Raw genomic sequence first — 20,732 nt, forward strand, 5'->3', positions numbered from 1 at the left:
GCTGGGATTTTTACCATTTGCAATGATACAATCTTTGCACAAATTTGTGATCTGCTCTCACTTTCTGCCTTGCAGAAACATGGCAGTTAAACTTTAGGGCAGTGTCCCGTTCAAACAATTAAGGTAATAGCATGAGCAACGAATTAAAAACTCAAGTTGTTGTACTAGGCGGTGGTCCTGGTGGTTACTCTGCGGCATTCCGCGCTGCTGACTTGGGCTTAGAAGTTACATTGGTAGAATCTCGTGAAACATTAGGCGGCGTATGTCTTAATGTTGGTTGTATTCCTTCAAAAGCACTTTTACACGTAGCTAAAGTGATTGATGATGCAGCTGAAATGTCATCTCATGGTGTTACTTTTGGCGCACCAAAGATCGATCTTGACCAAGTTCGTACTTGGAAAGATTCTGTAGTTGGCCAGTTAACTGGTGGACTAGAGGGCATGGCTAAAATGCGTAAAGTGAAAGTTGTATCTGGTTACGGCAAATTCACTGGCAGCAATACTTTAGTAGTTGAAGGCGAGAAAGACTCTACAACTATCACGTTTGATAACGCGATTATTGCAGCAGGTTCTAAACCAGTTAACTTACCTTTCATCCCACAAGATGACCGTGTAATTGATTCAACTGGCGCGCTAGAGCTTAAAGATGTACCAGAAAAACTACTTGTACTTGGTGGTGGTATTATCGGTCTTGAAATGGGTACGGTTTACCGTGCACTAGGTTCTGCAATTGATGTTGTAGAATTTGCTGACCAATTAGTTCCAGCAGCTGATAAAGACATTATCAAAATTTACCAAAAATACGTAAGCAAAAAATTCAACGTAATGCTTTCAACTAAAGTTGTTGGTGTTGAAGCTAAAAAAGATGGCTTATACGTAACGTTTGAAGGTAAAAACGCACCAGCAGAACCTGTACGTTACGACAAAGTGCTTGTTGCAGTTGGCCGTACTCCAAACGGTAACTTACTTGATGCTGAAAAAGCGGGCGTAAACGTTGATGAGCGTGGCTTTATTAATGTTGATAAGCAATTACGTACTAACGTAAGCCATATTTTTGCAATTGGTGACTTAGTTGGCCAGCCTATGCTTGCGCATAAAGCGGTTCATGAAGGTCATGTTGCTGCAGAAGTTATTTCTGGTCAGAAGCATTTCTTCGACCCTAAATGTATTCCTTCGATTGCGTATACTGACCCAGAAATCGCTTGGGTAGGTGTTACTGAGAAAGAAGCAAAAGAGCAAGGCCTAAAAATTGAAACTGCGGTATTCCCGTGGGCAGCATCTGGCCGTGCTATTGCATCATCTCGTACTGAAGGTTCTACTAAACTTATTTTTGATAAAGAAAGTGGCCGTATAATCGGTGGTGCTATGATCGGTATTAACGCGGGCGAAATGCTTGGCGAAATCGGTTTAGGTATTGAAATGGGTGCTGATGGTGAAGACTTAGCGCTTACTATTCATGCTCACCCTACATTGAATGAATCAATCGGCCTTGCAGCTGAAATTTTTGAAGGTTCGATCACTGACTTACCAAACAAAAAAGCAGTTAAAAAGAAGTAATTTAACTTTTTAGCATTTGTTTGAAAAACCCAACTTCGGTTGGGTTTTTTTATGCCTGGTTTTTAATTTAAGAGATGTTGAATTAATTCAATGATACCAATCTGCTTATATATGGGTCTATTTAACGTTAAGAAAATTACGCTAGAACTAGGCAAAAGTTTTTGTATCTAGTTGTTCTAAATAAAAAATTTTTAACGAAGTTATAGTGCAATTTAATTCGTTAAATTGATCAAAGATTTATGCAGGTTGGTATGGCTATAAATATAAGATTAAATTGCGATAAGTCGTTACAATGCGCGCTTAATTAATTGAAGGTAAATACAGTGAAAAACTCAGTTTTAGCATTACGCGCTCAACAAATAAGTGAATCCCGTCGAGAGTTTAATGCTCGAGGCGGTAAATTAGATCGCTGTGAGCAATGCTTAATAGCTAAGCACTACTGTATTTGTAAAGGTGTTGAGCATGCAGATTGTAAAGCAGCTGTGTGCTTATTAATGTATCACAATGAGAGTTTTAAACCTTCTAATACTGGGCGCTTAATTGCTGAAATAGTGCCAGATAACCACGCATTTAGATGGGATAGAACAGACCCTAACCCCGCTCTTTTAGCTTTGATAAGCGATTCACAATATCAGCCAATGGTAGTATTCCCTGCTGAAGATGTAGAAGAGGGCAGGGCCATTACCGAAATAAGTATTGAAGAGGGTAAAAAACCGCTATTTATATTTTTAGATGGTACCTGGCGTGAAGCTAAAAAAATGATTCGCAAAAGCCCATACTTAGATAACTTGCCTGTACTTTCTGTTACTGCTGATAAACTATCTGATTACCGATTACGTGTTGCCCCTCATGCGCATCAACTAGGCACTGCTGAAGTGGCTATTATGGTGCTAGCGCTTGCGGGAGAAATGGATGCATCTTCTAAATTAGAACAGCATTTTATTAAGTTTCGTGATGCGTATTTGCTTGGTAAGCGCAATAAAGGCCGACCGCTAGAAGAGTAGTTTTACGCAGTTAAGCGAAAGCTTGCTGCTCTTTTAAGTGAGCAAGTGCTTTATTTTGAATTGCTCTGAAGCCTTCTTCAGATGTTAATTGTAAAACCGTATTATATAATTGGCTTACGCTGTTGTGAGCCTGAATAAACGAGGTGCAGTCCTCACCAATCATATCCTTAGCCTCTTCGACTCGCTTTAAAAAGTAACAGCTAATATCGGTTTTTCCCTTAAAGTGAGTAGTCGCAATAGCGTTTGCTATTCTATTAAGCTGATAACTAAATTCATCAGGTCGAGAACCCTCACCCCATTTACTAATAGAAATATCGCTTTCTAACTGGATAATTACGTTAAGTATGTTTTTAAACTCACTCATTGGCATATTTAAAAAGTTATAACCTTTGGGGCTAAATAAAGCTTTATACGGATTTTTGTTGGGAGTTTGGGCACTAAAAACACCAATTGGTTTTGCTGTACTTGCGTCTGATACTTTACATAAAAAGGTATTGCTTTGCGGCGTTTTAAAATTCATATCCATTGAGTATTTATGATCCTTGCGTTACTTAGTTATCGGCGCAATTAATGAAAAACTTAGCGAAATTTAAAATATTAATAAAGTATTTGAAGGTATTAATATTGATTAGCTGGGATGCAGTATTACCCTGCAAAAGTTAGTGGTAGTTGCTTAGAGCTTTACTAAACCCAAATTTTAGGCAAAGAAAAGCGCGCTCTATCTCTAGGCGCGCTTGCGGAATCTTCTAATTTTCTGCATCCTGCAATTGAACTTAATCAACTCCAATTTTTACTAATCCATGTTTATTACTATATTACTTTTTAGTTCTATGTAATGTAGACCATCCGGGCCTGTATCCTTAAATTCCTAAACATCCTGTAGGGTAAATACTATTACCAAATCCTTAATTACACTTCCTAGTGTATCCCTATTTTAACCAATCCATTGTGTTGCCTTAAAGGCCTGTCCATTTATTCCTTAAACATCCTGTTAAACAACTTAGCCGTGTTGTTATCCTTTTCGCATCTTCCTGACGCTGTCCTTTTTACAACATTGCGTTGTGATACTCATCCTGAGCCTGTCCTAAAATCCGTGTTGTCCTGGTAACCTAATCATTGGTTGGTTGAGTAAGCAGTCCATTTCCTTTTACTCAATAAGCGTCATTGCTTGGTTGATGCGTAAATTATAGTGCAATAGAGCAACTAAAATAAGGATAAAACTACATTCAATTAGTATTTACGCAATAGTAATAATGTGAAAACTCAATTAATACAGGTGCTTAGGTTGTTTTTGTGTGTTTTTTATCTTGATTTTTACTCATTAGCTGTCACATCCGTGAGACATCTCTTACGCTGCATTTCCTTTTTGGGCGTTATTTACATATTTACATTTATTTAAAGTGTGCACTTTTTGAATGAGCGCGGTAGAATTCGATGATAATAACAATTATTTAGGTGAAATAATGAAGACAGTATTTACACTTGTTTTAGGATTAGCAGCATCGGCACCAGCCTTTGCAAGTGACGTTGTTAATATCTATTCTTTTCGTCAGCCGTTTTTGATTCAGCCAATTTTAGAAGATTTTACAAAACAAACGGGAATAAAAACCAATGTTGTTTTTGCTAAAAAAGGGTTAATTGAGCGTGTTAAACGTGAAGGTAAACATAGTAAAGCCGATTTAGTATTAACCTCTAATTTTAGTGCGCTTATTCAATTAGAAGATTTAAAATTAACACAAACTATAAAAAGTGACAGTGTAAATAATAACGTGCCTGCAGCTTTTCGTGACGGTGATGGCCAATGGGTCGCGCTTACTAAGCGAGTTCGTAATGTGTATTCATCAAAAGAGCGAATTGGTGCGTTACCTAAGCTCACTTATGAAGATTTAGCAGATCCTAAATACAAAGGACAAATTTGTACGCGTTCTGGCAAACATCCATATAACTTAGGTTTAGTGGCTTCTATGATTGCACACCATGGTGAAGCGCAAACCAAAGAGTGGCTTGAAGGTGTTAAGGCTAATTTAGCACGTAAACCTCAAGGTAACGATCGTGCTCAAGTTAAAGCCGTTAAAGAAGGTTTATGTAACTTGGCATTAGGTAATAGTTACTACCTTGGTAAAATGCTAGAAGATAAAGAACAAAAAGGTTGGGCTGAGGCCGTAAATATTAACTTTCCGAATCAAACTAATCGTGGCTCACACATAAATGTTTCGGGTGCGGTTATTACCAAATATGCTAAAAACCCTGAAAATGCATTAAAGCTCATAGAATATATGACCGACGGTAAAGCACAAAACATGTATGCCTCATTAAATATGGAGTATCCAGTTAAGTCGGGTGTTGAACTATCAAGTTTGGTTGCCTCTTGGGGGAGTTTTAAAGAAGACAGCTTGCCACTTGATGAGATTAGTAAATATCGTCCGTTAGCGCTTAAGCTAATTGATGAGGTGAAGTTCGATCTTTAATGACTAATAAATTTAAGCTGTCTAAATGGCAGCTCTTTGCGTGGTCGACTGGCTTAATTCTATCGGCCCCGTTGTTTTTTCTTCTTTTTGAATCTCTACAAGGTAGCTCTGAGGTGTTTTCTCACCTGTGGGATACCGTGCTTTGGGATTACATAACCAATACCGTATTGCTTGTTTTAGGTGTTTGCGTCCTTAGCTGCGCCATAGCTTTGCCACTTGGGTGGCTAACGGCTTACTGTAGTTTCCCGGGTAAAAAACAGTTTGAATGGGCACTTATGCTGCCCCTTGCTATGCCCACCTATATTATTGCCTATGTATACACTGATTTATTAGATTATGCGGGCCCGGTGCAAATAGCGCTGAGAGAATGGTTTGGCTGGCAATCGCCTAATGACTATTGGTTTTTTGATATACGTACATTACCCGGGGCCATCGTTATGATTGCCTTGGTGCTTTATCCGTATTTATTTTTGATTTTTAAAACGGCTCTTCGCGAGCAGTCATTCAAATTAGTACAAGCTAGCCAGTTAATGGGATTATCTCCTTGGCAAAGTTTCTTTAAAGTAAGCTTAGTACTCTCTCGTGGGGCTATTGTGGCGGCTCTTGCGCTTATAAGTATGGAAACCATGGCTGACTTTGCAACAGTGAGTTATTTTGCCGTAAGTACATTAACGACTGCCGTATACGATACGTGGTTTGGTTATTACTCACTTACAGCGGCAGCTAAAATATCGGGTGTGATGTTATTACTGTTATTTTTAGCATTAATGGCGGAGCGCTTTAGTCGTCGTAACCAAGCGGTATTTGAGCGCCAATCAAGTGTAAATAGTGAATCTCTCTATGTATTAAAAGGAAAGTCAGCTTGGCTCGCAACGGCATTTTGCAGCTTTATTTTACTTATCGCGTTTGTAATTCCTATTGTAGTACTTATAAATTACGCCATTACTTACTTTGATAAAGCATGGAATGTAGAGTTTTTTAGTTACGCTTGGCAAAGTTTAAAAGTGGCAGGGGTTGTGAGCCTAATAACGATTACGTTGAGTGTTTTTGTCGTTTTTTATCAGCGTGTGGCAAAGCAAACGTATCCGCTTATTCCCGGACGTTTAGCAAGCACCGGATATGCGCTGCCTGGTACAGTACTCGCTATTGCGGTTTTGTTACCGCTTACATTGTTAGAGAACACCATTAACACAGCGCTCGAGCCGTATAATTTAGATATTGGCTTGCTGCTTACAGGTAGCATTTTTACTATTATTATTGCTTATATTGTTAGGTTTTACGCCATTGCACATGGAGCAATTGAGTCGAGTTTTTTACGTATTAGCCCATCACTTGATATGGCAAGCCAATCAATGGGTAAAAGCCAAGGACAAACACTGCGTTTAGTGCACCTACCTTTACTGCGAAGAGGATTGCTTACTGCTGCGTTATTGGTATTTATTGAGTGCATGAAAGAACTGCCAGCTGCGCTATTGCTCAGACCGTTTAATTTTGAAAGCTTAGCTACTCATGTATTTCAGTATGTGAGCGACGAGCAGTTAGAGCTTGCTTCAATATCGGCATTATTTATTGTTATTGTTGGGTTTATTCCTTTGTATTTTATTAATCGTTCTATGGAGCAGCGTAGTTAAATGAGTAGTTTAATTTTACAAGGAGTGAGCTATCACTATAACGGCACAAAGGTTATTCACGATTTAGATTTAACGGTGGGTAAAGATGAAATTGTTTGCCTACTCGGAGCGAGTGGGTGCGGCAAAACGACCACGTTAAAAGCGATTGCAGGTTTAATTGAAGCTAAGCAAGGGTCTATTTTTATAGACGGTAAATTAGTGAGTGATGAGCAATCGTTTGTCTCGCCTGAGCACCGTAACATCGGCATGATGTTTCAAGATTATGCATTGTTTCCGCATTTAACTGTAGCAAATAATATTGCATTTGGGCTTAGTAAAATGAGTAAAGCTCAAAAGCAGCAACGCGTTGATGAAATGCTTAAGCTGGTACATTTAATTGGCTGTGCCGACAGGTTCCCGCATCAGTTATCGGGTGGTCAACAGCAGCGTGTAGCTATTGCTCGTGCATTAGCTTATAAGCCTAGTTTATTGCTACTTGATGAGCCCTTTTCAAATATCGACACACAAGTACGCTTTGAATTAATTGCCGATATACGTCGAATTATTAAGGCAACCCAAGTATCTGCTGTGTTTGTTACACATTCAAAAGAAGAGGCGTTTGCCTTTTCAGATACACTTGCCATTATGCATCGCGGTAAAATTGAGCAACAAGGCACGCCTGAGCAGCTTTTTGCAGCTCCATGTTCAAAGGAGGTTGCAGAGTTTCTGGGTCAAGGCATATACTTGAGCGCAGAAGTATTAACAGCAACTGAATACAAAACACCATTTGGTTTAGTCGAGTCCTATGTTGAGAGTAAGCAAAACGTAAGCGTAGGGCTTATATATGTGCGCCCTCATCAAATAGAATTAGTGGCAGATAACCAAAGTGACAAACTCAGCAAGCGAGCTACAATCATAAGTCGTCGCTTTATTGGTTCGGCGTATGTTTATTCACTTGTTATTGATGAACAAGAAATTGAAGTTGCTGCACAATATGGCCAGTCATTTGAAAATAATGAGCAGGTTATAATAAAAATAAAACCTCACACGGTGAATTTTTTCGAATCGTAATTAATTTGTTATTCGCTGTGTTTTTATCTATAAAACTAAGGAATAACAATGGCGCAAGCGCAATCAGGGATTTGTGCTGAAGCAAACTTACACGGTTTGCACTTATTTTTTAATGTGTTTGATGGTCAAGATGAATCACTTCGCGCAAAGTTAAAACAAGTAAGCGCTATTGAAGAAGAATTTAGCGATCAATTTTCAGAATCAATGCTTTCTTGTATGGTTGCTATTGGTGCGCAATATTGGCCGCATATCCTCCCTGAATACATCCCAAGCGAATTACAGAGCTTTCCTAATATAAACCATAGCGATCATCAAATGAGCGTACAACCGTGCGATTTATTTGTGCAAATTCGCTCTGACCGTGAAGACGTTAACCATTTATTTGCGCTGCAAATTTTAAAACTATTTGCCCCCGATGTTGAGCTGGTGGAGCAAATTCGTAATTTTCGCTTTTTAGATGGTCGTGATTTTAATGGTTTTATTTATGGTGGCGACACCGCACATGGAAGAAAAAAGCGCGCTACGGCTTTAATTAGTAACCCTGGCAATTTTGAAGATCAGGGGAGTTATATTCATGTACAGCGTTATAAGCATGATTTAACTATGTGGCAGCACTTATCATTGAGCGAGCAAGAACAAATAATGGGACGTACGCGCCTTGATAACACGCTAATTACCCCTGCGATTGAAACCAGCCATGCTTCGCGAAGTGAGCTAAAAGACGAAGACGGACAACCGCTATTATTAAATCAGAGCATGCCTTATGGCGATGTGTATGAGCAGGGAATGTTATCAATTACATGCTCTTGTACGGGCACCGCATTTGAAAAAGTACTTAATAGTCGTTTAGGGGAAGGAGATTGTTACGACCACTGGCTTGATTTTACTCAAGCCGATATGGGTTCTGCTTTTTTCGCGCCTTCAGTCGGGTTTTTAAAACAAATTTAGTTTGCTATTAAACCGTATCAAATAAAATGCGAACACGTTCAAGTGTTACATCTATTTCAGATATTTTAGCAGGAGCGATAAAAATAGTATCGTCGCCTGCAATTGTTCCTAGTACGCCATCTGCTTTACCTAATGAATCTAATAAACGAGCGATAAGCTGAGCGGCGCCTGGACTGGTACGAATAATGATCATCATTTCGTTGTGCATAATGTCGATTACTAATTGGCGTAATGGACTTTTAGCCGTAGGTACACCCATTTCAGCAGGTAAGCAGTAAACCATTTCTTGTTTGGCGTTACGTGTGCGTACAGCACCAAATTTACTTAGCATGCGCGATACTTTACTTTGGCTTATATTGTCAAAGCCTTGATCTTTTAATGCATCAACTATTTCGCCTTGAGAGCCAAAATTTTCTTCTTTTAATAGTGATTTAAATGCTTTTACCAGTGCTTCTTGTTTATCTTGTGGTTGCATAGTCTTTATTCGTTTTTGTTATTTATGCCGCAAATTCTACACAAAAATGAATAATTATGCAGCAGTTGTTTAGTTAACTTGCCAGTTTGATGCGTTAAATCACAAAAGTTTACGACTATGGTCGAAAATATACTTGAAATAGACAGGATAAATTTGTTTTTAGTCGCTAATTTCATTATCTTAAGAGCCACAAATGTTTCCTACCTCAAATTACGGAGAATTCCAATGAAAGTTGCTGTATTAGGTGCTGCAGGCGGTATCGGCCAAGCGTTGTCTTTATTATTAAAAACAGGCTTACCAGCTGGCTCTGAATTATCACTTTATGATGTTGCACCAGTAGTACCAGGTGTTGCGGTTGACCTTTCTCACATCCCAACAGATGTTAAAGTAGCAGGCTTTGGCGCAGACGAATTAAACAAAGCGCTTGAAGGCTCTGACATCGTTCTTATCCCAGCGGGTATGCCACGTAAACCAGGTATGGATCGTGCTGATTTATTTAATGTAAATGCTGGTATCATCAAAACTTTAGCAGAAGGCATTGTTGCTAGCTGTCCTAAAGCGTTAGTAGGTATTATTACTAACCCAGTAAATGGCACAGTTCCAATCGTTGCTGAAGTATTCAAAAAAGCAGGTACTTACGACGCTAAACGCGTATTCGGTATTACTACGCTTGACGTTATTCGTTCAGAAGCATTTGTTGCTGAACTTAAAGGCGTAGACGTAGCAACTGTTAAAGTACCAGTAATTGGTGGTCACTCAGGCACAACTATTCTTCCTCTACTTTCTCAAGTTGAAGGTGTTTCTTTCACAGATGAAGAAGTTGCTGCACTTACTCCACGTATCCAAAATGCGGGTACTGAAGTTGTAAATGCTAAAGCAGGCGGTGGTTCAGCTACGCTATCTATGGGTGCTGCTGCAGCTCGTTTTTGTATGTCTTTAGTTAAAGGCCTACAAGGTGAGGAAGTTGTAGATTACGCTTACGTTGCTGTTGAAAATGGCGATGCAGAGTACTTTGCACATCCAGTACGTTTAGGTAAAAACGGCGTAGAAGAAATTCTTTCTTACGGCGAACTAAGCGCATTTGAAACAAAAGCAAAAAATGACATGCTTGAAACACTGAAAAAAGACATCAAAGAAGGTGTTGATTTCATGGCGTAATAGCCAAAGTAGAATAACAAAAAAGCCTGTATTTGCAGGCTTTTTTATTGCTCAGAATTAATTTCACACTGTGTAACTAGTTAAAACTAGTGGTCGCGGTCAACCGCAATACGAGCAAGGCTTATGAGTGCTTGCTTATAGTCAGACTCAGCTAAAAAGTCTAAACACGCAATAGCTTTGTCAGCTTCAAGCTCTGCTTTTTGCATTGTAAATTCAAGCGCATTAGTTTGCTTTAGTGCCGATAAAATTTCTTCTAAATGCTCCATACCATTACTGTGCTCTATTGCATCACGAATAAGCTGCGTTTGCTGCTCGCTACCATGTTGCATAGCATAAATAAGTGGAAGCGTTGGTTTGCCTTCAGCTAAATCATCACCAATGTTTTTACCCAACTGCTCAGCATCTGCATTGTAATCGAGTACATCGTCTACTAGCTGAAACGCAGTACCTAAATGCATACCATATAGGTTTAGTGCATCGAGAGTAGTTTGGTCTTGCTCAGTAATAATGGCAGCAAGGCCTGTCGCTGCTTCAAACAACTTAGCTGTTTTAGAGTAAATAACCTGCATATAACTGGCTTCGGTCGTATCTGGGTCGTTGCAGTTCATTAACTGCAATACTTCACCTTCAGCAATAATGTTTGTTGCATCGGCAAGTACTTGCATAATCTGCATTTTTCCAAGACCAACCATAAGCTGAAATGAACGAGTGTAAATAAAGTCACCAACCAATACGCTAGCAGCATTACCAAATTCAGCATTTGCTGTAGGCGTGCCACGTCGTAAGTTTGATTCATCTACAACATCATCATGCAATAGCGTTGCTGTATGAATAAACTCAACAATTGTTGCAAGTGTTATGTGATCTTTACCCTGATAACCGAGCGCTTTGGCTGCTAAAATCGCGAGCATTGGACGAACGCGTTTGCCGCCACTGCTAACTATATATAAACCAAGCTGATTAACTAACGCCACATCTGAGCGCATTTGCGCATGTATAAGTTGATTGACGTCATTCATATCGCTTTCGATTAACGCCTGGATAGCTTTTATATCCATTGATCTCCGAGCCAATTTTTATGTGTGAACGGCGCAGATTGTACAACAAAAAATGCACTAGCTCGATATTTTGTGACGATTGATTGAAAAAACACTATTAAAGTACTTAATTTAGACTGAATTAGCCAAGATAACTGATTAATTGATAATCAATATACAGTTTATGGTGTGCTTAGATATTAAGCTGTGAGGGTCATATTTGAGTACATTAATTTATTTCGACTAAGAGTTAAAAAGCGCTTGGCAAAAGGGCTAATTAATATAAAATGGGGTAAATATTGAATTGCTCTCAAAGCAGCTACTTTTTATTCATTTTAATTACAAAATAGGCTTGCTAGTTATTTCGCGTTAGCGTAAACTTCGCGCCCTATCGAAGAATATTTTAGTTGCGCCGATTTGAGGGTGCACAGACGGAGTTAATTATGTACGCGGTTTTCCAAAGTGGTGGTAAACAGCATCGTGTGACTGAAGGTCAAACGATTCGTCTTGAAAAATTAGACGTTGAAACTGGTGCGGCAGTAGAATTTGATTCAGTACTTTTAGTTGCTGATGGTGAGAAAATCGAGATCGGTGTACCGTTCGTAAACGGTGGCAAGATAACAGCTGAGGTTGTTTCACATGGTCGCGGTGAGAAGATTAAGGTTGTTAAATTTAGACGCCGTAAGCATTCTCGTAAGCAAATGGGCCATCGTCAATGGTTCACTGAAGTTAAAATCACTAGCATTAGCGCTTAATTAGAGGTACTTAGAAATGGCACATAAAAAAGCAGCTGGTAGTACTCGTAACGGTCGCGATTCAGAAAGCAAACGCCTAGGTGTTAAGCGTTTTGGTGGCGAATCAGTTCTAGCGGGTAGCATCATTGTTCGTCAGCGTGGAACTCGTTTCCACCCTGGTACTAACGTAGGTATCGGTAAAGACCACACTATCTTCGCAAAAGCAGATGGTAAAGTTCAGTTTGAACAAAAAGGTCCTTTAAACCGTAAATACGTAACTATCGTAACTGAGTAATCAGTAAGGTAGTTAAAAACCCCGCCTTTGCGGGGTTTTTTGTTTTGTAGTCAGTCAAAATATATACCCAAGCCTGCATTTGTGTTGGCTTGGGTATATAATAGAGTTATTAAACAAGCCAATCCCTAAAGTGAGTAATCATGAAGTTTGTAGATGAAGTAGAAATTCGCGCAGAAGCTGGAGACGGTGGCAGCGGCATCGTGTCTTTCCGTCGTGAAAAATATGTTCCAGATGGTGGACCAGACGGCGGTGACGGTGGAGACGGTGGTAGTGTTTATCTACAAGCTGATGAAAACTTAAATACCCTAATTGATTATCAGTTTGAGCGCTTTCATAGAGCTGAACGTGGTACTAACGGTCGTAGCCGTAACTGTACAGGCCGAAAAGCCGATGACTTATTTGTTATGGTGCCTGTAGGCACGCGCATCATGGATGTTGATACCCAAGAGGGACTTGGCGACTTAACTCAAGATGGTCAACGAATTTTGGTTGCAAAAGGTGGTTTCCACGGCTTGGGGAATGCACGTTTTAAATCAAGTACTAACCGAGCACCTCGTCAAAAAACATTGGGCACACCCGGTGAAGTACGTAACTTAAAGTTAGAGTTACTATTATTGGCTGATGTAGGCTTACTAGGATTACCAAATGCAGGTAAATCTACGTTTATCCGCAGTGTATCTGCAGCAAGACCAAAAGTAGCTGATTACCCATTCACGACGCTTATTCCTAATTTAGGTGTGGTACGTCCTGAAGCAAATAAATCATTTGTTATAGCCGATATTCCGGGTCTAATTGAAGGTGCATCTGATGGTGCAGGCCTAGGTATTCGCTTCTTGAAGCATTTAGAGCGTTGTCGTGTGTTATTGCACATTATTGATGTAATGCCGGTAGATGGTTCAAACCCTGTTGATAATGCATTCTCGATTATTAACGAGCTACACCAATACAGTCCTAAATTAGCTGAAAAACCACGCTGGTTAGTGTTTAATAAAATAGATTTATTACCAGCAGATGAAGCAAAAGCGCTATGCGAAGCGATTGCAGAAGAGCTGGGCGAAACTGAAAATATTTATCACATTTCAGCAATTAATAAACTTAATACTCAACCTTTAATCCACAACATAATGACACTACTTGATAGCATGCCTAAAGAGAAGTTTGTACAAGTTGAAGATGAAGAAGTTGAATTCAAGTGGGATACCTATCATGAAAAAGCCACTAAAGGTAAAGGCAATGATGATGATTGGGACGACTGGGATGAAGACGATTACGACGTAGAAGTTGTCTACGAGCGTTAATTAAATAGAATTTATTAAAAAGGAGCTTATGCTCCTTTTTCTTTGTTTAAGAATAAAGTACTAGGTGTTTATTATGATAATTTCAATGATTGCAGCAATGGCAAATAACCGTGTAATTGGCCTAGATAATAAAATGCCATGGCATTTACCTGCGGATCTTCAGCATTTTAAAAAAATAACTACGGGTAAACCTGTGATCATGGGTCGTAAAACTTTTGAGTCAATAGGCCGTCCTTTACCTGGGCGTCGTAATATTATTATTACTCGAAACAGCGAATATACAGCACAGGGTATTGAAGTGGTAACCACACCAGAGGCCGCACTAGAACTGGTTTGTGCTGTTGAAGAAGTAATGATTATTGGTGGCGGTAATATTTATGAGCAATTTTTACCAAAAGCAGAACGCTTGTATTTAACCTTTATTGATTTAGATATTAAAGGCGATACACAGTTTCCTGATTACAATAAAGTTGCTAATTGGGACGTGAAAGAAGAGCAAGAAAACCTTCCTGATGAAAAAAACAAATCTAGTTATAAATTCGTAACTTTGTATAAAGAACATTAACATTATTGCGTAATTTTTGATAGATTGATATAATATTTGATAGTCTATATAAGAACAAAGTATTATAAAGGGTTTGTCATGTTTAAATTACCAAAGCTAGTTGCACTTACTGCTGTTGTCGCTGTAAGTTCTTTTTCGTATACAGCACCTGCAAATGCTGAAGATCAATTAGCAGTATCTATTTGTGAATATATTGCGGCAGACGATAAAAACCGATTACGCAGCAAGCTTAAAAGCTCTCGTGTAAAAATTCGTAATATTTATGATGCAGTACAATGTAATGGTAATAACTTATTACGCCATGCTGTTGCTAGTAATGCAGTGGATACTGGTGAGTATATAGTTAAAAACTTATCAAAAAGTGCGTTAACAGATGGTGCTGATATTGCTTGGGCTGAAGGCAACTTTGCTAGCTCACCACTTATTGCAGTGATTAAAGATCGCGCTGGTCTTTAATTATAAAAAGGTTTTATAACTCTACCTTCAGTAAGGTATTGTTAAATATTGATTAGTCTGAAGTTGTTATTAATAACAATCTCAGGCTTTTTTATTTAGCTAATGTAATCTCACCCCCCAACAAAATCATTAATAAGTTCACTATTTACCTATCTATTTTATATTCCCAAAGTGTAGAGTCTTCACTTTAAAAGCAGCTTCAAATTTACTTCTTCAAAAGAGGTAACTTTATTCAGCTGGTATCTATTTTGTATCTGCTAGTTTATTTACAAACTTAATCACTAAGGATAGATATGAAAGCTGTAATTCCAGTAGCAGGCTTAGGGACGAGAATGCTCCCTATGACAAAAGCTATTCCAAAAGAAATGCTCCCTATAGTTGATAAACCTCTAATTCAATATATTGTCAGCGAATGTGTATCTGCCGGTATTAAAGATATTGTATTAGTTACACACAGCTCTAAAAATGCAATCGAAAACCATTTTGATACAAGTTACGAGCTAGAAGCTACTCTTGAAAAACGTGTTAAACGTGCTTTATTAGATGAGATTCGCTCTATTTGTCCGCCTGATGTCACCATTATGAGTGTACGCCAAGGTGAAGCTAAAGGGCTAGGGCATGCTATTTTGTGTGCTAAGCCAATAGTTGGTGACGATAACTTTGTAGTGCTCCTGCCAGATGTGATACTTGATGCTTATACAGCGGACCAAAAAACTGAAAACTTAGCGGCCATGATTAAACGCTTTAAAGAAACTCAAGCAAGCCAAATAATGCTTGAGCCGGTAGCTAAAGAAGACGTTAGTAAATATGGTATTGCTGATATAAACGGTGTTGAGTTAATGCCAGGTAAAAGTGCTGCAATTAAAGCAATGGTTGAAAAACCTGATGCTGATTTAGCACCTTCAAATCTTGCTGTTGTAGGGCGATATGTACTGAGTAAGAATATTTGGCCTCTACTTGCAAAAACGTCTGTAGGTGCTGGCGGTGAAATACAACTTACAGATTCTATTGACGCATTAATGGCACAAGAAACCGTTGAAGCATTCCATATGAGTGGTCGCTCTCACGATTGCGGAGATAAGTTAGGCTATTTAAAAGCAATTGTAGAGTACAGCATGCGGGATAAAAAGTTAGGTAATGACTTTTCTCGCTTTATAAATGATTTGAATTTACCTTAACTACAGAGCAATAAATTTTATGAAAACTATAGAAGCTAAAATAGTTATCATAAAATGTAGTGAACTCGGTCTATAAACCTTTGCTAGACTACTCTGGGTTACTAAGTTAGTTACACTTTACCTACACTGTAATAGGTTACGTAGTATGATTGTTACTTATTCTGTATTGATCTTTTAAAGGAACCACCATGATTGAGCAAGGCCAAGAATTACCATCGGTTACGTTAACGCAATTAACTGACGACGGTATGCAATCTCTTACAAATAAAGAGTTGTTTGAAGGTAAAAAAGTCGTGTTATTTGCAGTGCCAGGTGCATTTACACCAACGTGTTCAAATGCACATCTACCTGAATTTATTACTCTTGCTGATAAAATTAAAGCAAAAGGTGTTGATGCTATTTACTGTGTATCTGTTAATGATGCATTTGTTATGAAAGCATGGGGCGACTCGCAAAACGCGCAAGAAATTACCATGCTTGCCGATGGCGATGGAAGTTTCACTAAATCGTTAGGGCTTGATAAAGATACCGCTAGTTTTGGTGGTTTACGTTCAACGCGTTACGCTATGATTGTTGAAAATGCAGTAGTAACTGGTTTATTTGTAGAGCAAGACAAAGAGTTTGTTGTAAGCCGCGCAGAATCAGTACTAGAGAAGCTATAACAGTAATAAAGTGCAGGTTTTAGCTTTAATTAATCAGCTACTTACTATTTAAAAACCGATGTTGGAAACAACATCGGTTTTTTATTTACGGCTCAAATTTTAAATTACGGTTGGTATTGTCCGCTAAGTGTTAAACCAGAGAAAGTGCTATAAGCGTTAACGCTCAAGTGCCAAGTACCTGCTTGTGGATTGGTAAATGTACATGTTTCTGCGTTGCCATTTTTATAAGGGCGACAATCGTACGTAGTGGTTGTTGGTTGGCTGCCATATTTTACAAATAAGTCTGCATCGCCACTTCCACCCGACGTTGTTACTGCAAACGTACTCATTCCTGCAGGTACATCTAACGTGTAATGTTTCCACTGACCGGTATTGGCTGTCACATCGCTTATAGTGCCGCCGCCAGCTTGTGGAGTGCCTGTACCGCCACCAGACGATGAACCACCAGTAATATTACCTACCAAGCTCACAGCTGAATACGCAGAGTAGCCGTTAAGCATTACGTGGTAAGTGCCTGCTGTAGGGTTATCAATAGAACACTCTTCGCTATTACCGCCTTTATAAGGGCGACAGTCATAGGTAGTAGTTGTAGGTTTACTGCCCGCACGTACGTATAAATCAGCATCACCAGTACCACCACTCATAGTGAATGTTACGTTAGTTGCACCGCTTGGTACGGTCATAGTGTAAAACGCTTGTGCATTTGCAGCCCCACTTAAACCTGTTTTAGCTTCACCATTAATAAGCTCGCTATCACCGCCTGTAGGCGGAGTAGTGCCGCCACTTGCTGCTGCAACAGCTGCGGCTGCATCAACAATACCCGTACCACAGCTAGTACATGTAGCAGGGAATGAACGGGTTGTTGATTTTAAAATACTTTCTATTTCGTCAGGCGTTGCATCTGGTTTTGCTTGCTTAATAAGTGCCGCAACACCTGCTACGTGAGGCGCAGCCATTGATGTACCTTGCGAATAACCGTAACTGTCGCTTGAAGGTGTAGACGAACCTGAATTGTAAGTTGATAGAACACCTTCAGAGTCGTTTGCAAAACTTTGCGCGCCACCCGGTGCTGCAACATCAATATTGCTACCGTAGTTTGAGTAATAAGCTCGACCGCCATTACGACCTACTGATGCTACGTTTACTACACCATTACAGTTACCTGGGTTGTAGTTTGCTGAGTTATCGTTATCGTTACCTGCAGCAATAACTACCACAGTGCCGTTACTACGCGCGGTGTTAATTGCATTTTGAGTTGTCGAGCTACATGAACCGCTGCCACCTAAACTCATATTTATTACATCTGCAGGGTTTGAGTTAGCAGGAATGCCTGAAACACTTCCGCCAGATGCCCAAATAATACCATCTGCAATATCAGAGGTTAAACCACCACACTTACCAAGTACACGAACAGGCACTACTTTTGCGTTATAAGCTACGCCTGCAACACCTTCGCCGTTATTGGTTACCGCAGCAACTGTGCCGGCTACGTGCGTGCCGTGCCAGCTAGAGTTTTGTGCACCGTTAGTGCCACATTCATTCGCAGCAACTGCATCACCAGGATCACGTGCATCGCTATCGCGACCACCGCCATCGTTAGCTACCGATAGGTTAGAGATCATATCGTAACCCGGTAAAATGTTAGCATTTAAATCGGCATGTGGGCGGTAACCCGTATCTAGTACAGCTACAACTACACCGCTACCCGTTGCGGTATCCCATGCAGTAGGTAAGTTTAAACCACCGGCTTGCTCGTAGTAGTGCCATTGGTCATCAAAGCGTGGATCGTTAGGAGTTGAAAACGGCTTTAACATTTGATCCACTTCAATGTATTCAACATTGCCAGAATCAACCATTTCTTGCATAAACTCTTGGGCTTCTGCTGTACTTAATTTTTTATCAGCACGCATTACGTGGTGGTTATTAAGTGCCATTGCACGAATATATTTTGCTTTTACTTTGCCTTTTTTAGAAGCGAAGTTTTTAACAAAGCTTTGTGCGCGCTTTTTCATGCTAGACGGGCTTGCGTCAGCAGTTGAAAAGCTCGCCATTTCGTTATTATTTTTATATTTAATAATGAACTGAGTTTCGAAACTGCCTTGGCTTTGTAGTTTAGCCGATGTTTCAGCCATTGAACTTGAAACTGATTGAGCCATGCCAGATGTTGCTGCAAAAAGCGTACTAACTGTAATTGCAATTGCGCATCTTTTAAAAGTTTTACTAGTTGTCATAATTATCCCTAGATTTTTATTTATTATTTCGTGATATAAGATCACGATGCGGGAACAAAAGTAAACCATCTGTTAACTATGTTAAAATATCAATTTATTATGTACCTCTTTCATTTAGTTATAACCCAGGTTTTTAGCGGTTTACTCGTTGTTTAGTATTTGTAATATAAATTAAAAATAAGCATAAAGGGTTGTTTTATTGTGAGGGTAATTATTCCCTACTTATTACTGATGCGTTTTTGTTGTGTTATTACTAATAATTCAAATGCTGCGTTGTTAGCTATTAAACTTTGCTATAATCGAGCAAATTTTTTAATGAGATAAATAAATGACCCAAGTAGATGTAATTGTAATAGGTGCGGGAGCAGCAGGATTAATGTGTGCAGCGCAAGCTGGATACCGTGGCCGAAGCGTTACAGTACTTGATATGGGGAAAAAACCAGGTCGTAAAATTTTAATAAGTGGTGGTGGGCGTTGCAATTTTACAAATGAAAATGCAACCCCGGATAACTACTTATGCACAAACTCTCATTTTGTTAAATCATGCTTAAGTCGTTATACACAGCATGACTTTATTGAGCTGGTGGACAGACATGGCTTGGCGTATCACCATAAAACACTAGGCCAGCTTTTTTGCGATAACAATGCACAAGACATTGTTGATATTTTACTAACAGAATGTGAGTGGGCCGGAGTAAATATAAAGCTACGCAGTGAAGTGATCAGTGTATCAAAAACCGAAACCGGCTATAGCGTTACCACAGAGCAAGAAACCTTAAGCTGTGAGTCGTTAGTTATAGCATCAGGTGGCTTAACCATGCCAAAACTAGGGGCTACACCAATAGGTTATAAAATTGCAGAGCAGTTTGGCTTAAGCGTGTTACCAACTATGGCTGCACTTGTGCCGTTTACTCTGCATCAGCATGATAAAGAGCGTTTTGAAGGGCTTTCGGGAATTAGTATTCCATGTGAAGTTTCAAGCGAAGACGGCACCGTATTTAAAGAAAATATCCTCTTTACTCACCGAGGGTTATCGGGCCCTGCAATATTGCAAATAAGCTCATTTTGGCGAGCAGGGCAGGTTGTCACTATAAACCTGCTACCTGAAATTGATTTAAGGCAACAACTTGCTGATTGGCGTGAAACACAAGCCCAAAAGTCGTTAAAAAACAGCCTTTCGACTATTTTACCTAAACGCTTTATAGAAATACTGCACGAAAGCAAAGCGATACCAGATTGTAATATTAATCAGCTTACACATGCCCAAATAGATGAGTTAGTAAATTACATTCATGCGTGGCAAATTAAACCCAATGGCACAGAAGGTTATAGAACAGCAGAAGTAACATTGGGCGGTGTAGATACCGACGAGTTGAGCTCAAAAACCTTTGAAGCTAAAAAAGCTAAAGGCCTATACTTTATAGGCGAAGTAACTGACGTAACGGGTTGGTTAGGGGGCTACAATTTTCAGTATGCTTGGAGCTGTGGATTTGCTTGTGGGCAGTATGCATAGGCTGTGTAGAGACAATAAAGTTAAGGGGTGAAGCGTTCACCCCAAGGTTACAAACTTTATTATCGCTACAACAGACTAAATTACGGCCATTATTTTTAGCTTCGTATAGTGCTTTATCAGCCCGTTCCAATATATTTAGTACAGTATCACCCGTTTGAATAGGGGCTAAACCTATACTGATAGTAAGAGATATATTTGCAATTGGATGAGTGCCCACATACTCTTTTAGCTCATTGGCTTGTGCCATCGCATCGGTTATGGAGGTGCCTGATAAAATAACAGTAAACTCTACACCTCCCCATCGTGCAATTAGAGAGCTATTTGGCATTTAATTTTTTAGTATATTGGTAAATTCACTTAAAACGCTATTACCTACTAAACGACCATAGATATCGTTAATATTTTTAAAGTTATCTATATCGTAAATAAGTAAGTAGTTAGAGATTTTTGGAATTGTATTTTTAAAAATAGGC

At 39.3% G+C, this 20,732-nt stretch carries 19 protein-coding genes and 1 pseudogene; 15 read left to right on the forward strand and 5 right to left on the reverse strand.

Translation table 11 applies throughout. The features are described 5' to 3' along the window. Positions 1-131 precede the first annotated feature (131 nt). Together lpdA and QL995_RS09960 are read left to right on the forward strand one after the other, a co-directional pair. Positions 132-1,556 (forward strand): dihydrolipoyl dehydrogenase, encoded by a 1,425-nt coding sequence (lpdA, locus tag QL995_RS09955; RefSeq protein ID WP_007586124.1) that lies wholly within the window; start codon positions 132-134, stop codon positions 1,554-1,556. Between the two features lie 323 nt (positions 1,557-1,879). Continuing rightward, positions 1,880-2,560 carry a tRNA-uridine aminocarboxypropyltransferase gene (locus QL995_RS09960; RefSeq protein WP_024590630.1) on the forward strand — a complete coding sequence of 227 codons (681 nt, stop codon included), beginning with the start codon at positions 1,880-1,882 and terminating at the stop codon, positions 2,558-2,560. 10 nt (positions 2,561-2,570) lie between these two features. On the opposite strand, the gene QL995_RS09965 is transcribed toward QL995_RS09960, so the two are convergent. Then, positions 2,571-3,086 carry a hypothetical protein gene (locus QL995_RS09965; RefSeq protein ID WP_290294090.1) on the reverse strand — a complete coding sequence of 172 codons (516 nt, stop codon included), beginning with the start codon at positions 3,084-3,086 and terminating at the stop codon, positions 2,571-2,573. A 937-nt stretch (positions 3,087-4,023) separates the two neighbouring features. Between QL995_RS09965 and QL995_RS09970 the strand changes: the two genes are divergently transcribed. Genes QL995_RS09970 through QL995_RS09985 form a run of 4 tightly spaced genes read left to right on the forward strand, consistent with a single transcriptional unit; the run spans position 4,024 to position 8,657 of the window. Continuing rightward, entirely contained in the window at positions 4,024-5,028 is a 1,005-nt protein-coding gene (locus QL995_RS09970) for a Fe(3+) ABC transporter substrate-binding protein (protein ID WP_290294091.1), read from the forward strand. After that, a complete protein-coding gene (locus QL995_RS09975; RefSeq protein WP_290294092.1) occupies positions 5,028-6,659 on the forward strand; it encodes an iron ABC transporter permease in 1,632 nt (543 codons plus the stop codon). Before QL995_RS09970 ends, QL995_RS09975 begins: the two co-directional genes overlap by 1 nt. Next, a complete protein-coding gene (locus tag QL995_RS09980; RefSeq protein WP_024593609.1) occupies positions 6,660-7,709 on the forward strand; it encodes an ABC transporter ATP-binding protein in 1,050 nt (349 codons plus the stop codon). A gap of 48 nt (positions 7,710-7,757) precedes the next feature. Next, positions 7,758-8,657: a Dyp-type peroxidase gene (locus tag QL995_RS09985; RefSeq protein ID WP_024590635.1), complete on the forward strand. Its 900-nt coding sequence runs from the start codon at positions 7,758-7,760 to the stop codon at positions 8,655-8,657. A gap of 7 nt (positions 8,658-8,664) precedes the next feature. Here QL995_RS09985 and argR read toward each other — a convergent pair whose 3' ends face one another. Beyond that, positions 8,665-9,132, reverse strand: coding sequence for a transcriptional regulator ArgR (gene argR / locus QL995_RS09990; protein ID WP_002957753.1), 468 nt, complete (start codon positions 9,130-9,132; stop codon positions 8,665-8,667). A gap of 225 nt (positions 9,133-9,357) precedes the next feature. Between argR and mdh the strand changes: the two genes are divergently transcribed. Continuing rightward, on the forward strand, positions 9,358-10,290 hold the full coding sequence (mdh, locus tag QL995_RS09995) for a malate dehydrogenase (RefSeq protein WP_007586102.1): 933 nt from the start codon (positions 9,358-9,360) through the stop codon (positions 10,288-10,290). 86 nt (positions 10,291-10,376) lie between these two features. On the opposite strand, the gene ispB is transcribed toward mdh, so the two are convergent. Next, positions 10,377-11,348: an octaprenyl diphosphate synthase gene (gene ispB, locus QL995_RS10000; RefSeq protein ID WP_165722156.1), complete on the reverse strand. Its 972-nt coding sequence runs from the start codon at positions 11,346-11,348 to the stop codon at positions 10,377-10,379. Positions 11,349-11,770: 422 nt separating this feature from the next. Here ispB and rplU point away from each other — a divergent pair, with 422 nt between their 5' ends. From rplU to QL995_RS10035, 7 genes are all read left to right on the forward strand, one after another. After that, entirely contained in the window at positions 11,771-12,082 is a 312-nt protein-coding gene (rplU, locus tag QL995_RS10005; protein ID WP_002957748.1) for a 50S ribosomal protein L21, read from the forward strand. A 16-nt stretch (positions 12,083-12,098) separates the two neighbouring features. Then, positions 12,099-12,356, forward strand: a complete 258-nt coding sequence (gene rpmA / locus QL995_RS10010) for a 50S ribosomal protein L27 (RefSeq protein ID WP_002957747.1) — start codon at positions 12,099-12,101, stop codon at positions 12,354-12,356. A gap of 140 nt (positions 12,357-12,496) precedes the next feature. Beyond that, complete coding sequence (gene cgtA, locus QL995_RS10015; protein ID WP_010553337.1) at positions 12,497-13,654, forward strand: Obg family GTPase CgtA; 1,158 nt, start codon at positions 12,497-12,499, stop codon at positions 13,652-13,654. 73 nt (positions 13,655-13,727) lie between these two features. Continuing rightward, on the forward strand, positions 13,728-14,219 hold the full coding sequence (folA, locus tag QL995_RS10020) for a type 3 dihydrofolate reductase (protein WP_024590638.1): 492 nt from the start codon (positions 13,728-13,730) through the stop codon (positions 14,217-14,219). Between the two features lie 78 nt (positions 14,220-14,297). After that, on the forward strand, positions 14,298-14,675 hold the full coding sequence (locus QL995_RS10025; protein WP_007586082.1) for a DUF3718 domain-containing protein: 378 nt from the start codon (positions 14,298-14,300) through the stop codon (positions 14,673-14,675). A 293-nt stretch (positions 14,676-14,968) separates the two neighbouring features. Beyond that, positions 14,969-15,853, forward strand: coding sequence for a UTP--glucose-1-phosphate uridylyltransferase GalU (gene galU, locus QL995_RS10030; protein WP_007586080.1), 885 nt, complete (start codon positions 14,969-14,971; stop codon positions 15,851-15,853). 188 nt (positions 15,854-16,041) lie between these two features. Beyond that, positions 16,042-16,515, forward strand: a complete 474-nt coding sequence (locus tag QL995_RS10035) for a peroxiredoxin (protein WP_007586078.1) — start codon at positions 16,042-16,044, stop codon at positions 16,513-16,515. A 104-nt stretch (positions 16,516-16,619) separates the two neighbouring features. Here QL995_RS10035 and QL995_RS10040 read toward each other — a convergent pair whose 3' ends face one another. Continuing rightward, positions 16,620-18,746, reverse strand: a complete 2,127-nt coding sequence (locus QL995_RS10040) for a S8 family peptidase (RefSeq protein WP_290294093.1) — start codon at positions 18,744-18,746, stop codon at positions 16,620-16,622. A 328-nt stretch (positions 18,747-19,074) separates the two neighbouring features. Between QL995_RS10040 and QL995_RS10045 the strand changes: the two genes are divergently transcribed. Next, positions 19,075-20,259 (forward strand): NAD(P)/FAD-dependent oxidoreductase, encoded by a 1,185-nt coding sequence (locus QL995_RS10045; protein ID WP_010553332.1) that lies wholly within the window; start codon positions 19,075-19,077, stop codon positions 20,257-20,259. Here QL995_RS10045 and QL995_RS10050 read toward each other — a convergent pair. Then, positions 20,165-20,728, reverse strand: a pseudogene (locus tag QL995_RS10050) (GGDEF domain-containing protein). The gene QL995_RS10045 and the pseudogene QL995_RS10050 overlap by 95 nt on opposite strands. Positions 20,729-20,732 lie beyond the last annotated feature (4 nt).

Source organism: Pseudoalteromonas sp. APC 3358 (genome assembly GCF_030408075.1).
Taxonomy (GTDB): Bacteria; Pseudomonadota; Gammaproteobacteria; order Enterobacterales; family Alteromonadaceae; genus Pseudoalteromonas; species Pseudoalteromonas arctica.